13 protein-coding genes are annotated in these 15,018 nt (G+C 74.7%); 4 read left to right on the top strand and 9 right to left on the bottom strand.

The window, feature by feature from the left end:
• Nucleotides 1-7: 7 nt before the first annotated feature.
• Together OHA34_RS05610 and OHA34_RS05605 are read right to left on the bottom strand one after the other, a co-directional pair.
• Nucleotides 8-757: a hypothetical protein gene (locus OHA34_RS05610; protein WP_285942863.1), complete on the bottom strand. Its 750-nt coding sequence runs from the start codon at nucleotides 755-757 to the stop codon at nucleotides 8-10.
• A 227-nt stretch (nucleotides 758-984) separates the two neighbouring features.
• Nucleotides 985-2,391: an aldehyde dehydrogenase family protein gene (locus tag OHA34_RS05605; protein ID WP_285942864.1), complete on the bottom strand. Its 1,407-nt coding sequence runs from the start codon at nucleotides 2,389-2,391 to the stop codon at nucleotides 985-987.
• Between the two features lie 282 nt (nucleotides 2,392-2,673).
• On the opposite strand from OHA34_RS05605, the gene OHA34_RS05600 reads away from it, so the two are divergent.
• The gene (locus OHA34_RS05600; RefSeq protein WP_329520903.1) at nucleotides 2,674-4,095 is read left to right on the top strand and encodes an alpha/beta fold hydrolase; all 1,422 of its coding nucleotides are present in this window, start codon (nucleotides 2,674-2,676) and stop codon (nucleotides 4,093-4,095) included.
• Between the two features lie 103 nt (nucleotides 4,096-4,198).
• Here the strand turns inward: OHA34_RS05600 and OHA34_RS05595 are convergent, their stop codons facing one another.
• Complete coding sequence (locus OHA34_RS05595) at nucleotides 4,199-6,289, bottom strand: DUF6077 domain-containing protein (RefSeq protein WP_329520902.1); 2,091 nt, start codon at nucleotides 6,287-6,289, stop codon at nucleotides 4,199-4,201.
• A 209-nt stretch (nucleotides 6,290-6,498) separates the two neighbouring features.
• Here OHA34_RS05595 and OHA34_RS05590 point away from each other — a divergent pair, with 209 nt between their 5' ends.
• Entirely contained in the window at nucleotides 6,499-6,969 is a 471-nt protein-coding gene (locus OHA34_RS05590; protein WP_285942867.1) for a hypothetical protein, read from the top strand.
• Between the two features lie 76 nt (nucleotides 6,970-7,045).
• On the opposite strand, the gene OHA34_RS05585 is transcribed toward OHA34_RS05590, so the two are convergent.
• Genes OHA34_RS05585 through OHA34_RS05575 form a run of 3 tightly spaced genes read right to left on the bottom strand, consistent with a single transcriptional unit; the run spans nucleotide 7,046 to nucleotide 9,932 of the window.
• Entirely contained in the window at nucleotides 7,046-8,134 is a 1,089-nt protein-coding gene (locus tag OHA34_RS05585; protein WP_329520901.1) for an ABC transporter substrate-binding protein, read from the bottom strand.
• A gap of 27 nt (nucleotides 8,135-8,161) precedes the next feature.
• Complete coding sequence (locus OHA34_RS05580) at nucleotides 8,162-9,118, bottom strand: ABC transporter permease (RefSeq protein ID WP_329520900.1); 957 nt, start codon at nucleotides 9,116-9,118, stop codon at nucleotides 8,162-8,164.
• Entirely contained in the window at nucleotides 9,108-9,932 is an 825-nt protein-coding gene (locus tag OHA34_RS05575; RefSeq protein WP_329520899.1) for an ABC transporter ATP-binding protein, read from the bottom strand. The genes OHA34_RS05580 and OHA34_RS05575 overlap by 11 nt, the downstream gene beginning before the upstream one ends.
• A 159-nt stretch (nucleotides 9,933-10,091) precedes the next feature.
• On the opposite strand from OHA34_RS05575, the gene OHA34_RS05570 reads away from it, so the two are divergent.
• The gene (locus tag OHA34_RS05570) at nucleotides 10,092-11,735 is read left to right on the top strand and encodes a sensor histidine kinase (protein WP_329520898.1); all 1,644 of its coding nucleotides are present in this window, start codon (nucleotides 10,092-10,094) and stop codon (nucleotides 11,733-11,735) included.
• Nucleotides 11,732-12,397, top strand: coding sequence for a response regulator (locus tag OHA34_RS05565; protein WP_329520897.1), 666 nt, complete (start codon nucleotides 11,732-11,734; stop codon nucleotides 12,395-12,397). The genes OHA34_RS05570 and OHA34_RS05565 overlap by 4 nt, the downstream gene beginning before the upstream one ends.
• Here OHA34_RS05565 and OHA34_RS05560 read toward each other — a convergent pair.
• The 3 genes from OHA34_RS05560 to OHA34_RS05550 form a co-directional block, all read right to left on the bottom strand.
• Nucleotides 12,346-13,344: an ABC transporter ATP-binding protein gene (locus OHA34_RS05560; protein WP_432763090.1), complete on the bottom strand. Its 999-nt coding sequence runs from the start codon at nucleotides 13,342-13,344 to the stop codon at nucleotides 12,346-12,348. The genes OHA34_RS05565 and OHA34_RS05560 overlap by 52 nt on opposite strands.
• A 7-nt stretch (nucleotides 13,345-13,351) precedes the next feature.
• Nucleotides 13,352-14,137, bottom strand: a complete 786-nt coding sequence (locus tag OHA34_RS05555) for an ABC transporter permease (protein WP_285943822.1) — start codon at nucleotides 14,135-14,137, stop codon at nucleotides 13,352-13,354.
• An 88-nt stretch (nucleotides 14,138-14,225) separates the two neighbouring features.
• Complete coding sequence (locus tag OHA34_RS05550; protein ID WP_329520895.1) at nucleotides 14,226-15,014, bottom strand: ABC transporter permease; 789 nt, start codon at nucleotides 15,012-15,014, stop codon at nucleotides 14,226-14,228.
• Between the last annotated feature and the right edge of the window lie 4 nt (nucleotides 15,015-15,018).

Raw genomic sequence — 15,018 nt, 5'->3', positions numbered from 1 at the left:
CCGGGCCTCACTCGTACATCTGCCCGCACACCGCGATCCGCGCCAGGTCGGCCCAGGTCATGGTGGTGATGGCGCGCACGTACGAGCGGGACGGGGACTCGCCCGGCTTCGGGGGCAGCGGCACCCGGGCGCCGTCGTCGGCGTCCCAGCCGCCGAGGCTCCCGGCGACCGCGCACTCCAGGTAGGTGGCGGGGTCGAAGTTGTACCAGCGGCCGGGGGTGGCGCGGGCGCCGGTGCCGGGAGGACGCGGCGCGTCCACGCCGAAGCGCGCCTGCGGGCCGGGCGGCGCGGCCAGGAAGTCCTCCAGGTCGGCGAGCTGGGAGAGGATCACCCGTTCCCAGTCGGCGTACCCGTCCGGCTCGTCGCCGGGGAGCGCCAGGTCCTTGCCGCTCCACTCCGGGTCGTAGCCGGCGGGCGGGGTGGTGGAGGCCGCGGCGAACATCGCGGCGACGTCGTCGGGTTCGAGCCGCTCGCGGTCGCTCAGCGGGGCGCTGACCTTCCAGAGCGCGCGCAGGAACGCCGACAGGGACCACGACGCCGCCCTCGCCTCCTGCCCGAGGTGCAGGAAGTGCAGGTAGAGGTCGCGGTTGGTCTGGACGGCCGGTCCCGGCGGCCCGGCCACCCAGTACGCCTGCTTGTGCGGGACGCCGCTCTCCAGGGACAGGACCTGGGCGAGCGCCGCGACCCTGGAGTCGTGGGCGGCCATCGTGAACTCGTTGCCGAGGTCGTCCTGGCGCATGACGTTCCACGTGTCCATCCGGCCCCTCCACGGTCGGTGATGCGGATCTCGGCATCCCGCGGAGAGAGTCTCCTATTCCGGTCTGGACTACTAGTAGGTGCCATGTCACTTTCGGGCTTCGAAGTCGTGACCTTCCGCATATGCCGGGCTCCGGTGAGGTGCCGGAGCCGGGCGCGGGGAGACCGGGGCGGCGGCGCGGGACGGGGGCGCGGGACGGGACGGCGAGGTGCGAGAGGAAGGCGCGGTCACAGCTTGGAGTGGTGGATGACCTGCATGTCGGTGAATCCGTACAGTCCCCACGGCCCGTTCTCGACGCCGATGCCGCTCCACTTGAACCCGCCGAACGGCTGGTGCGGGGCCAGCGCCAGGTGCGTGTTGACCCACGCGGTGCCGCACTCCAGCCGGCCGGCGACCTCGCCGGCCCGTTCGGCGTCGGCGCCCCACACCGAGCCGGACAGGCCGAAGTGGGTGCCGTTGGCGCGGGCGATCGCCTCGTCCAGGTCGCGGTACCTGACGATGGGCAGCGCCGGGCCGAACTGCTCCTCGTCCACGATCCGGGCGCCGTCGGCGACGTCGGCGAGGATGGTCGGCTCGAAGAAGTAGCCGGGGCCGTCGATCGGCCGGCCGCCGGCCGCCGCGCGGGCGCCGCCCGCGAGCGCGTCGGCGACCAGCTCGCCGACCCGCTCGAACTGCGCCCGGTTGTTGACCGGCCCGTACTGGACGCCCTCGTCCAGGCCGTTGCCGACCCTGGCGGCGCGGGCGAGCTCGGCGAGCGCGTCGACGACGTCGGAGTAGAGCGCCTCGGGCACGTACACCCGCTTGATCGCCGAGCAGACCTGGCCGTTGTTGTGGAACGCGGCGCCGAACAGCCTCCCGGCGACGGCCGCGGGGTCGGCGTCGTCGAGCAGGATCGCCGGGTCGTTGCCGCCGAGCTCCAGGGTGACCCGCTTGAGGTCGGGCGCGGCGGCGGCGGCGACCCGCTTGCCGGTCGCGACGCTGCCGGTGAAGCTGATCTTGCGGGGGACCTCGTGCGAGGTCATCCAGGCGCCGAGCCGGTCGCCGCCGCTGACCACGTTGAGGACGCCGGGCGGCAGCACCTCGCGCAGCACCTCGCCGAGCTTGAGGGTGGACAGCGGGGTGTACGGCGACGGCTTGAGCACCATGGTGTTCCCGGCCCGCAGCGCCGGCGCGAGCTTCCAGATCCCCAGCAGCAGCGGGAAGTTCCACGGCGTGATGGCCGCGACCACGCCCATCGGGCGGCGGACCACCTCGACGCGGGCGGCGCCGTCGTCCTGGATCACCTCGCGGGGCAGCTCCAGGTCGGCGAAGTACTTCAGCCAGACCCCGGCCCCCATCACCTCCGTGGTGGCGTCGGCGAGCGGCTTGCCCTGCTCCAGGGTGAGGATCCGGCCGATCTCCTCCGACCGGGCGAACATCAGGTCGGCCGCCGCGTGCAGCGCCTTGCGCCGGGCCGCCTCGTCCCCGCGCCAACCGGGGAGGGCGGCCTGGGCGGCGGCCATCGCCGCGTCGAGCTGCTCGCGCGAGGCGTCGGGTGCCCGCTCGGCGACCTCCCCGGTCGCGGGGTCGACCACGCCGAACGTGCCGGGCGCGGCGACGGCCTGGCCGCCGATGGTCATCGTGTAGTCGGACACTCGATCCTCCACTTCGACGCGCATACCGAACGTCGTTCACTATCCACCCGGGGAGCGTCCGGACCAGCCCTGCCCAGGGCCGGACGCGCTCGTCCCGGAGCCGCGACGTTAGCCGCCCGCGGCCTTCCCGTCACGCAGCTCGGCCAGCGGCCTGCGGGCCTGGGGGCGAACGCGGCGTCCCGGGCGGTGACACCGCGTCCCCGGCCACCGCGTCCGGACCGGGCCGTGGCCGCTTCCGGCTGCGCCGCCCACGGCGCGGCCCGCAGTGTGGATGATCTCTCCATGCGATCACGTCTCAGCGCGGTGTTCGCCCTCCCCCTCGCCCTCGCCGCATCCGGCGGGGCGACCGCGGCGGCAGCACCCACACCGTCCATCGCCAAGCCGCCCCCGAGGCTGGCCGGCGCGCATCCCTGCGCGGGCCAGCCGGGCTTCACCTGCTCGACCCTCACCGTGCCGCTCGACCACCGCGGCCGGGCGGGGGGCGAGCTGGACCTCCAGGTCGCGACCGCGGGGAACACCGACGCACCCAAGGGCGTCCTGCTGTTCCTGACCGGCGGTCCGGGACAGCCCGGCGTCCCCTACATCTCCTCGCTCACCGGCGGCCGGCTGCCCGAGCTGGCCAAGACCCACCGGTTCGTGATGATCGACCAGCGCGGCACCGGCGAGTTCGGCGGGATCGACTGCCCGCGGCTCCAGGCCGCCGTCGGCGGCTCCGACATCGAGCCCGCCCCGCCCGAGGCGGTGAGCGAGTGCGCGGGCATCCTCGGCGGCGAGCGGCAGTACTACACCACCGAGCAGACCGTCGGCGACCTGGACCTGCTGCGCCAGGCGCTCGGCACGCGGAAGATGGCGGTGGACGGCGTCTCGTACGGCTCGTTCGTCGCCGCCCGCTACGCCGCCGCGCACCCGCGCAACGTCAGCAGGGTCGTGCTCGACTCCGTCCTGCCCTACACCGACCCGCAGGGCGACGACATGCTCTACCTGACCGGGCTCCGGGCCACCGGCCGCGTGCTCCGCGCCGCGTGCGCGACCGCTCCGGCCTGCGGCTACGACCCGGCCCGGGACCTGGCCTGGCTCGCCCGGCACCGCAAGGACGCCGTACTGATCTGGGACATGCTCGTCAGCTACGAGTTCCGCGACCCCACCTACCGCTCCCCGGACCCGGGGGGCCTGCCCGCCGGGTCCGGGGACGCCGTGCGCGCGATCCACGAGGCGCGCCGCGGCGAGCCCGCCCGCCTGGACAGGCTGCTCGAGCTGATGAACTCCGGCGACGACGACCACGCGTCCTACAGTTCCGGATCGCACGTCGCGACGATCTGCGGTGACGGCGCTTTCCCCTGGGGCACCTCCGAGACCCCGGTGGCGAAGCGCGCCGAGCTCCTGGAGCGGACCCGCGCGCGGCTGCCCGCCGGCGCCACCTGGCCGTTCACCGCGGACACCGCGGTCGGCAACGGCTTCGTCCAGAGCTGCCTCAACTGGCCGGCGGCCCGCCACGGCGCCGAGCCCGGACGGCTGCCGGACATCCCCTTCCTGCTGGTCAACGGGGACCACGACCTGTCGACGCCGCTCGAATGGGCGCGGGAGGCCGTCCGGTACGCGCCGCGCGGCGAGCTGGTGGTGGTGAAGGGCGCCGCGCACTCGGTCCAGAACCAGGAGCGCGGCACCCAGGGCCGCCAGGCGGTCTACCGCTTCCTCAACGGATGAGCCAGGCCGGGCCGGGCGTCCACCGCCCGGCCCGGTCCGGCCCGCGCCGGCCGGCTCAGGTCCCTCGGGGACGTCCCGGGTGCGGGTATCGGACGGCCGCCGGTCAGTTCTTCGCTGGGAAGACGCACAGGAGCGAGCCGATGCGCCTGCGCCCGCCGTAGCCGGCCTCCTCGAGCCGCACCAGCCCCGCCTTGTCCCGGGGCGCCGCGCAGGCGGCGGTGACGCCGACGCGCCGCAGGGCCTCCCGCACCTCCGCGGCACTGGGCTTGTCCCCGCCGGCCGCGCGGACGACCTCGGTCAGCAGGAGGCGGTCGGCTGCGAACGGGGGCGGGGCGGGCACCATCTCCAGATAGTGGTCGTTGGCGTTGACGGCGTGCACGCGCGTCGACAGCAGCGGCACCGCGCGCATGTAGTTCTTCGGCATCAGCACCGTGCCGTCCGGTCCGGCGGCGCCGATCACCGCGCGCGCCGTCCCGACCTCCACCGCCGGGAACTTCCAGGCGGGCCGCCCGGTCGTCCATGAGCCGTTCGCCTCCGACCAGACCGGCGTCCCGGCGGCGACGATGGCGACCGCGAGCGCGGCGGCCGGGACGAACGGGGCGAGCGGGGCGAGGACGAGTGGGACCCCGGCCCGCGAGGCCGCCGCGCCCAGGCGTTCGCGCAGGCCGGCGGGCGGCGAGACGGTGGCCAGCAGCCCGATCAGCACGGGCGCGGGCGCCACCCACAGCGTCCGCCACATCACCTGGGCGGTGCCGGCCGCGTCGCCCACCGCGCCCATCACGCCCGGCAGGAGCGCCAGCGTCACCACCGCCGCGCCGCCGAGCGCGATCAGCGAGGGGACGGCCCGCCGAGCGCACCAGGGGGCCGCCCACAGCGCGCATCCGGCGAGCACCCCCAGCACCCCGTCCAGCAGCACCCACGAGAAGCTGCGGGGCGCGCCCGCGACGTGGCCGACGACGCTGGTGTTCCCATGGAAGAGCGCGACCGCCAGCCCGGCGCCGAGCGGGTAGGCCATCGCCGCGCACGCCGCCAGCCCGGTCCGGACCCGCCCCGACGCGACCAGCGGGGCGGCGGCGGCGACGGTGACCAGCGGGATGATGATCGCCGCGGTCGAGGTGAGGCCGATCGCGGCGACCCCGGCGGCGGCGAGCAGCAGCAGCCCCGACCGGGTCGGCCGCTGGGCGAACCGGGTCAGGTACACGTACAGCACCGGGATCAGCGCCGACACCAGGACGGCCTTGCCCTGCCACATCCGCAGCAGGTGGAACGAGCCGAGCGAGGCGGGCCCGGTGCCGGACCACAGCAGGTAGAGGGCCGCCACGGCGAAGCAGGCCGCCGCGCGCCGCGGCGCCCAGGAGCGGGCCAGCCGCCACAGCGACCAGACGGCCAGGAACGTGACCACGGGCAGGAGCACGTACCAGAGGAAGGACGGCGCGGGGACGCCGAGCACTCGCGCGATCGCCCCGGCGAGCACCTCGATCGAGGAGACGGGCGGCTCCCCGGCCACCGGGCCGGTCGCGCCCTGGGTGAAGATGACGTCCCGGAACGGGATCCGCCCGCTGTCGGCGGTCGCGACCGAACGGGAGACGAAGTAGGCGTCGTCGCCGTCGGAGTTCACGATGAACAGGGACGCGGCGGCGAACCCGGCCCCGGTGGCGAGCGCGACGGGCGTCCCCCACCGCCCCCCGGTCCGCTCACCCGGTTCGCCCGCCTCCGCGTCTGATGGGGACGCCTCCGACGCCTCGCCCGTCATGGACGGCTTCGACGCCCGGCCCGGCTCGGCCGGCGTCCGGACGCGGAGCAGCGCGAACGCGCTCGCGCAGACGCTCACCAGACCCGGCGCCCACGTGCACCACCAGGGCACGCCCGACCCGTGCAGCCCGGCGGACGTCCCGGCAACGATCCCGGTGACGACGGCGACGACGGCGGCCACCGCCGTCAGCGGACGCGCGCCGCGCCCCTGCACGCCCCGTCCGGCCGGACGGCGGATGGCGGAGGGAGAGCCGTTCCAGAGCGGGCGGTCCTTCAGCGCCCCCCGCGCGAGCAGTGCGGCGCACACGGCCGCCAGGGCGAGCCAGACGGCCAGCAGCGTCCAGGTGGGCGGCCGGAACAGCAGGCCCAGATGGTAGACGAGCGTCCATCCCGCGAGCAGCAGCAATGCGGCGTCGGCCACCCGGTCGGTCACGCGCGTCATGCTTACCCCCGATGTTCTTTTTTACTACCGTTGGGACGTCCGAGGGGGGAGCGGAGTTCACCGGATGAGCCGCGCTATGCCCAGAAGATCACATCTCAATGCCATAAGTCGGGAAATAGTGCGTCGTGCCGGAGACCCATGCTGTGATGGGCCGCGAACGGGAGTCCGCGCACCCCGGCGCGGACGTCTCCGATGGGATGTGATGCGCGGTGCGCCATGCGTTCGGCTTCCTCCTGGGCGTGCTGCTGGCCCCCGCCCTGCTGTACGGCGCCGCCTGGGGGTTCGTCCAGGCCGCGCACTCCTTCGACGGGGCCGGCCACGAGATCACCGACCGGACCCGCATGTACGGGGCGTTCGCCCTGCTCGCCGCGGTCGGCCTGGTGATGGGCGTGGTCATCGTGGCCCGCTGGGCCTCGCCGCTGGTGTCGCTGGTCCCGGCGCTGGCCCTGCTCGGCCTGTCGGCCTGCTTCCTGGTCGACCCGGACCGCGTCCTGGACCTGCCCGGAAAGGTGCCCCCTGCGGGCGACCTCGACACCGGCCTGCGCGTGCTGATGGGCTCCGGCGTCTACGCGCTGATGGGCTTCGCGCTGCTGGTGCCGGCCTGGGCGCCGCGCCGCTGGGGATCGGGGAAGGACGACGAGCCCGCCTCCGCGGGGTACTACTCGGCGTCGGGGCGCTGAGCGGCCGGGCCCACATGCCGGGGCCGGCCCTGTCAGCCCCCGTCAGTCCTGGCGCTGTCCCCCTTCCCCGCGTCCCCTACTGGCCCGTCTTCGTCACGAACCGTGTGGTGTAGGTCTTGGACAGGTCGATCTGGTCCTTCTTGCCCTGCACGTTGGGCGAGAACTGGGCCAGCACCTCCAGCACGTTCGCGGCGCCCTCAGCGGGCATGACGCCGTCGCCGTTGAACATGCTGATCGAGTCGCTGACCGCCTTCTCGTACAGCTTCGGGTCGCCCCCGGCGTAGTCGGCGGGCATCTGCGCGGCGATCTCGGCCGGCTTGTGCGCCTTGATCCAGCCGAGCGTCTTGACGAACGCGGCGGCGAGCTTGCCCACCGTCCCGGCGTTCGCGTCGACGTAGGCGCAGTCCATGTACAGCGAGCTGGAGGGATAGAGCCCGCCGAGCGCCGCGCGGGTGCCCTCCACGGTGCGCATCTCCACCATCACCTTGGCCTTGCCGGTGGCGGTCAGCTTGGCGATGGTCGGGTCGGTGGTCATGCCGGCGTCGATGCCGCCGTTGTCCAGGCTGGAGATGAACGTGGGGCCGGCGCCCGCCTTGACCGTGGTGTAGTCGGAGGTCTTCACCCCGTTCCGCACCGCGAGCGCCCGGGTGATGAAGTCGGTGGACGAGCCGGGGCTGGTCACGCCGAGCCTGGCGCCCTTGAACGCGGCGGGTGAGCCGATCCGGCCCGCCTTCCCGGCCGCGACCATCTCGGCCTCGCCGGGCACGTCCGCCATCTGCACCACGCTCTGCACGCACTTGCCCTTGGTCTGGAGGTCGATGGTGTGGTCGTAGAACCCGACCACGGCCTGCACGTCGCCGGAGATCAGCACGTTCTCGGCCTGCGCGCCAGCGGGCTCGGTGAGCAGCTGCACCGTCAGGCCCTGCTCCTTGAAATAGCCGAGCCGCTCGGTGAGCTTGGCGGGCAGGTAGATCACCTTGTCGATCCCGCCGACCATGATCTTCACGGTGCCGCCGGACCCGCCGGAGCCGCCGGACGTGCCGCGCGAGTCGCGGCACGCCGACAGCGACAGCGCGGTGAGCGCGGCGAGCGCCGCCGCGGCGGCCCGGGTGCGGGCGTGCGGACGGCCGGGGTGGGGCGAGCGGGGGGTGCGGGGGGTGCGCATGGGTGCCTCCTGCATGGTCGATGCCGATCAGATCTGGGCGTCGTGGCCGGCCGCCGGCGGGCGCCAGCGCAGCAGCCGGCCCTCCAGCAGCGTGAGCAGCCACTCGGCGAGCAGCGCGAGCACCGTGATGATGATCATTCCGGCGTAGATGCCGGCCGAGTCGAACGTGCCCTGGGAGTGGTTGATGAGCAGGCCGAGGCCCTTGTCGGCGCCGCTGTACTCGCCGACCACCGCGCCGATGATGGCGAAGCCGAAGGCGGAGTGGAGCGAGGCCAGGATCCACGAGGTGGCGCTCGGCACCACGATCGTGGTCAGCACCTGAAGGCGTCCCGCGCCGAGGATCCGGGCGTTGTCGACGAGGCTGCGGTCCACCTCGCGGGCGCCCTGGAAGGCGTTGAAGAACACCGCGAAGAACACCAGCACGAACGCCGTCGCGATCTTGGACTGCATGCCGAGCCCGAACCAGATCACGAACAGCGAGGCCAGGATGATCCGCGGGATGGCGTTGGCCGCCTTGATGAACGGCGCGCACACCTCCGACAGGAACCGGCTGCGGCCGAGCACGATGCCGAGCAGCACGCCGCCGGCGGCGCCGAGCGCGAAGCCCGCCACCGCCTCCTGGAGCGTGTAGGAGATCTGCTCCCAGATCGAGCCCTGCGAGGTGCCGTCGGTGAACCAGCCGACCAGCCGTTCCCAGATCTTGGACGGCCTGGAGTAGTAGAAAGGGTCGATCCAGTGGGTGGCCGACAGCTCCCACAGGCCGAGCCAGGCGGCCACCATCAGCATCCGCACCGCGTTGATGCCTGCGCCGCGGCGCAGGCCGGCGCTGCGCAGCCGCGCGACCGCGTCCTGCTCGTCCCGGCCGTCCGGCGCCTCTTCCGGAGCCCCGCCCGCGCCGCCCGGCCCCGCGGTCCCGGCGGCCTCGACCATCTTGCCGGTCCCGGTGGTCCCGGCGGCCTCGGTCGCCCTCGCGTCACGCGCCACGGCCGGCCCCCCGCTGACGGGTGATCTGCACTTCCTCGCGCAGCGAGTCCCAGACCTCGCGGTAGATGTCCAGGAACCCGGCGGTGAGGCGGACCTCCTCGGCGTCGCGCGGCCGGTCGAGCGGCACCGGGAACGAGCCCTTGATGGTGGCCGGACCCGCCGTCATCACCACGACCCGGTCGGCGAGGACCACCGCCTCCTCCAGGTCGTGGGTGACGAAGACGACCGCCGCGCCCGACCCCGACCACAGCCGCAGCAGCTCGTCCTGCATGAGCCCGCGGGTCTGCACGTCCAGGGCGGAGAACGGCTCGTCCATGAGCAGCACCGTCGGCTCGTTCACCAGCGTCTGGGCGAGCGCGACGCGCTTGCGCATGCCGCCGGAGAGCTGGTGCGGGTAGTAGCCCTCGAAGCCGTCCAGGCCGACCCGCGCGACCCAGTCGCGGGCCCGCTCGCGGGCCTCCCGCTTGGACGCGCCGCGGTAGCGCGGTCCGGTCGCGACGTTGTCCAGCACGGTCCGCCACGGCAGGACGGCGTCGTGCTGGAACATGTAGCCGACGCCGCCGGGGATCCCGGCGACCGGCTCGCCGTGCACCAGGACCCGGCCGCGCGAGGGCGGTTCGAGGCCGGAGACCAGTGAGAGCGTGGTCGACTTGCCGCAGCCGGTGGGGCCGACCACGGCCACGAACTCGCCGGCCGCCACGGTGAGGTCCAGGTCGCGGACGGCGGTGTGCACGGCGCCGCGCGCCGACCGGAAGCGCTTGGTGGCCCCGCTCAGCTCGATCACGGGACCGCCGGGGGGTGGTTGGTTGGGCATGCGCGCACCGTACGAAGGTGAGCCGGGTCACCGGAACCCTTCCCCGCGATGTGCTCGCAAGCCGCGTTAGGCCGCGTTGAGCGCGTTCCCCCGGGTTCTGCTCGTTCTGCTCACCGGGGGGCTGGGCAGCGCGCCGGGCATCGATTACGGTGTCACGCCATGGCGGTCCGCCCCCGCATCCCCTTCGTCCGGCAGGTGCTGGTCCTCCAGGTCGGCGTGGTCGTGGTCGTCGCCTCCCTCGGCTACGGGCTGGTCGCCTGGATGCTCGACGACGAGCTGCGCGACCAGTACGGGCAGCGCGCCCTGACGGTGGCGCGCAGCGTCGCCGCCGACCCGGCGGTCGCCGCCGCGGTGGCGGCCGGCGATCCCGGCCGGACGGTGCAGCCGCGGGCCGAGCGGGTCCGGGCCCGCACCGGCGCCCTGTTCGTCGTGGTGACCGACGAGCACGGCATGCGGTACTCCCACCCCACGCCGGGCGAGCTCGGCCGCCGGGTCAGCACCGACCCGTCCGAGGCGCTGGCGGGCCGCGAGGTGGTCCGGGTCGAGCGCGGCACCCTCGGCCTGTCGGCGCGCGGGAAGGTCCCGCTGTACGGGCCGGGCGGCGCGGTCCTCGGCGAGGTCAGCGTCGGGTTCGACGCCCGCTCGATCGACCGCGAGCTGAGCCGCGCGCTGCGCGACCTCGGGCTGTTCATCGCGGGCGCGCTGCTGCTCGGCGTGCTCGCCTCGGCCGCCATCGGGCGCCGGCTCAAGCGGCAGACGCTCGGCCTGGAACCGTACGAGCTGGTGGAGCTCGTCCAGGAGCGGGAGGCGGTGCTGCACGGGGTCGGCGAGGGCGTGCTGGCGGTCGACCCGGCCGGCCGGGTCGCGGTCTGCAACGTGGAGGCGGCGCGGCTGCTCGGCGTCGCGCCCGAGCGCGGCGCGCCGGCGGCGGGGCTGGCCGGCGACGGCGCCCTCCGCGAGGTGCTGACCGGACGGCGCGCGGCCGGCGACCTGTTCGTCACGGCGGGGGAGCGGGTGCTGGTGGTCAACCGCCGAGAGGTGCGGCACGACGGCCGCGACCTCGGCGCCGTCATCACGCTGCGCGACCGCACCGACCTGGAGACGCTCGCCCGCGAGCTGGACTCGGTGCGCACCCTCTTCGACGCGCTGCGCGCGCAGCGGCACGAGTACGCCAACCGGCTGCACACCCTGTCCGGGCTGATCCAGCTCGGCCACCACGAGGAGGCCGCCGCCTACATGGGGACGCTGATGGAGGACTCCGGCGGCCGTCCGCCCGAGTCGGTAAGCCTGCCCGACCCGCTGCCCGACCCCTACCTCCAGGCGTTCCTGTCGGCCAAGGCGGCGGTGGCGGCGGAGAAGGGGGTGCGGCTCGTCATCGGCGCGGGCAGCTACGTGCCCGGCCGCGTCGCCGAGCCCCTGGACGTCACCACCGTCGTCGGGAACCTGGTCGACAACGCCGTCGAGGCCGCCCGGCTGGGCGCGCGGCGGCCCGCGCGGGCCGAGGTCGAGCTCCTCGGCGACGGCCGCGACCTGCACGTCACCGTCACCGACTCCGGCGACGGTGTGCCGGACGGCCTGCGCGAGGCCGTCTTCACCGACGGGGTGTCGACCCGCGACGGCGCGGCGGGCCGTCCGCGCGGCCTCGGCCTCGGGCTGGCCCGGCGCACCGCGCGGGCCCGCGGCGGCGACGTCACCCTCGCGGGACCGGACGCGCCCGGCGGCGCGGACGGCGCCGGGGCCGAAGCCGGCGCCGTCGTGGTCGCCCGGCTGCCCGGAGTGCTCGGGGCGGAGGCGGCGCAGTGATCGGCGTACTGGTGGTGGACGACGACTTCCGGGTCGCGCAGATCCACGCGGGCTTCGTGGCGGCGCTGCGCGGGTTCACCGTGGCCGGGCTCGCGCACACCGCCGCCGAGGCCCGCGCGCTCGCCGCCGAGCGGACGCCCGCGCTGGTGCTGCTCGACGTCTACCTGCCCGACGAGTCGGGACTGGCGCTGCTGCCCGAGCTGGACGCCGACGTGATCATGGCGACGGCGGCGGCCGACCCGGTCTCGGTCCGGACCGCGCTGCGGCACGGCGCGCTGCACTACCTGATCAAGCCGTTCACCGCCGGCGCGCTCGCCGCCCGGCTGACCGCCTACGCCCGCTACCGGGGCGCGCTCGGCGCGGGCGGCGAGCTGAGCCAGGCCGCCCTGGACGGCGCCGTCCGGGCCCTGTACGCGCCGCTGCACGCCGAGCCGCCCGCGCCCAAGGGCCAGTCGCCGGTGACGGCCCGGCTGATCGCCGAGGCGCTCCAGCGGGCCGAGGAACCGCGCTCGGCGACCGAGATCGCGGACCGGGTCGGGATCTCCCGCGCCACCGCGCAGCGCTACCTGGCCGCGCTCGCGCAGGGCGGCCGGGTCAAGGTCACGCTGCGCTACGGCGCCACCGGGCGGCCCGAGCACCAGTACGCGTGGTCGCCCCGGTAGAGCCCGGCGAGGACCTCCTCGATGTCGGCCTCGCGGAGCGAGATGTCGCGGACCTCGTGCCGTTCGGCCAGCGCCGACACCACCGCGGCGGCGTTGACCGCGTTCGGCAGCCGCAGCCACTGCCGCGGCCCCTCGGTGCGCAGTACCTCGATGCCGTCCAGGACGACCGGCGGGCCCGGCCGGGCCAGCTCCACCACCAGCATCCGGTCGGCGCCGACGGTGGCGCGCAGCCGGTCCAGCCCGCCGTCGAAGGCCAGCCGGCCGTGATCGATGATCATCACCCGGCGGCAGAGCCGCTCGATGTCGCCGAGGTCGTGCGTGGTCAGCAGGATGGTGGTGCCGCGCTCGGTGTTCAACCGTTCCAGGAACCCCCGCACGGTCGCCTTGCTCACCACGTCCAGCCCGATCGTCGGCTCGTCCAGCACCAGCAGCTCGGGACCGTGCAGCAGCGCCGCGGCGAGGTCGCCGCGCATCCGCTGCCCCAGGCTGAGCTGCCGGACGGGGGTGTCGAGGAACGGCTCCAGCTCCAGCAGCGCGGTCAGCTCGGCCAGCCGCGTCCGGTGCGCCGCGGCGTCCACCCGGTAGAGGCGGCGGATCAGGGTGAGGCTGTCGCGCAGCGGCAGGTCCCACCACAGCGTGGTGCGCTGCCCGAACACCACGCCGATCCGCCGCGCCAGTTCGGTGCGCCGGCGCGCGGGGTCCAGCCCGCAGACCCGCAGCGACCCCGACGACGGGGTCAGGATGCCGGTCAGCATCTTGATGGTGGTGCTCTTGCCCGCCCCGTTCGGGCCGAGGTACCCGACGAACTCGCCGCGCCGGACGGTGAACGAGACGCCGTCCACCGCGTCCAGCGTGGTGCGGGTGCGGCGCAGCCGCCCCGACCGCTTGCGCACGGTGAACGACTTGGCGACGTCCTCGGCCTCGATCATGCCCGGCTCCGCTCGCATCGGCTCCTCAGCTCCCCGTCGACCGGTAGTGCCGCAGCCCGGTGCGCCACGCGACCGCCGCCAGGCCGCACAGTACGGCCGCGACCGCGGGCGAGGCGAACCGCGCCGCGCCGGGCAGCCCCAGCGGGTCGGCCCGGCCCAGCACGTACAGCGCGGGCTGCCAGTTGATGAACGCGAGCGGCACGACGAACGTCACCCCGCGCACGAAGTCCCGCGCGAACAGGCTCATCGGGTACTGCGTCAGGAACGCGCCCCCGTAGGTCAGCGACTTGGTGGCGCCGTGGCTGTCGACCAGCACGAACTGCACCGAGGCGGTCAGCACCCAGATCCCCGCGAAGATCGCCAGACCGGACGCCACCATCAGCGGGATCATCGCCACCCGCCCCGCGGTCCAGTGGGCGTCCAGCCGGGGGAGGGCCAGGGCCAGCACCAGCGCCGAGGGGATCAGCTTGCCGAGGCGGCGCGGGGAGAAGTCCTCCGTCGCGATCTGGACCAGCAGGCCGACCGGCCGGACCAGCATGGCGTCCAGCGTGCCCAGCCGGACGTGCCGGCCGAGCAGCTCGGTGGTGCCGAGCAGGATGTCGGAGAGCGCGAACGCCAGCGCGCTCGTCCCGTACAGGAACAGCACTTCGGGCGCGGTGAACCCGGCGATCCGCGGGGTGTGCGCGAACAGCAGCGCGATGCCGACCGCGTCGAGTCCGCTGACCAGCGCCGTGGCGAGGCCCAGCAGCACCATCGACACCGGGTACTGCGCCGCCGCGCGCACCCACGTCCATGCCAGCAGGACGTACATCGTGACCGCGCGCCCGGGGCGCCCGAGCGTGCCGGGCTCCGCGCGGGCCGCGGGGGCGCGGCCCCCCGGCGCCGGTTCGGCCGCCGTCTCAACCGCCATGGATCACCAGCTTCCGCCGCGCCATCCCGGTGAGGACGTGGCCGGCGGCGAGCAGCGCCATCGCCCACACGGCCTGGAACGCCAGCGCGCCCAGCAGGCCCGTCCCGGTGTGCTTGCCGAGGTAGACGTCGGCGGGCACCTGGATCTGCGCGGCCCACGGCAGCCCCCGCGCGACGGTGCCGAGCAGGCTGGGGAAGACCACCAGCGGCACGGTCATGCCGGAGAAGAACAGCGACAGCACCAGCGCGACCGCGTCCATGCCCCGCCCGTCGTGCAGCCAGAACGAGCACAGCGTCACCAGGTAGCGCAGCCCGAAGCTCACCAGCACGCCGAGCGTCACCGCGACGGTGAACGCGGCGGCCCCGGCCGGCCCCGGCCAGTGGAAGGGGAACACCAGCGCCCCGGCCACCAGCGGCAGCACGCCGCGCAGTAGCAGCGAGCCCGCCGCGCGCCCGAGGTCGTCGGCCAGCCACCAGCCCTGGAGCGCGGTCGGGCGGTAGAGGTCGATGGCGACGTCGCCGTTGCGGATCCGCTCGGTCAGCTCCATCCCGCCGAACACCTGCACCGGGCCGATCAGGGCCTGGGTGAGGAAGCAGAAGGTGACCGCGTCGGCGGTGTCGTAGCCGCCGAGGCCGGGCCGGGCCCGCCAGAGCGCGATGAGGACCGAGGCGCGGATGAAGCCGAAGACGGTGTTGGTCAGGGCCTCCGCGCCCGAGCCGAGCGGGTACGCGGTGTAACGGCGGAACGCGAACCATGCCACCCACGGATATACGCCCACTCGT

Source organism: Spirillospora sp. NBC_01491 (assembly GCF_036227065.1).
Taxonomy (GTDB): Bacteria; Actinomycetota; Actinomycetes; order Streptosporangiales; family Streptosporangiaceae; genus Spirillospora; species Spirillospora xylanilytica.
Note: the sequence above shows the minus strand (reverse complement) of the source record. Positions and strands in the feature narration are given on the sequence as shown.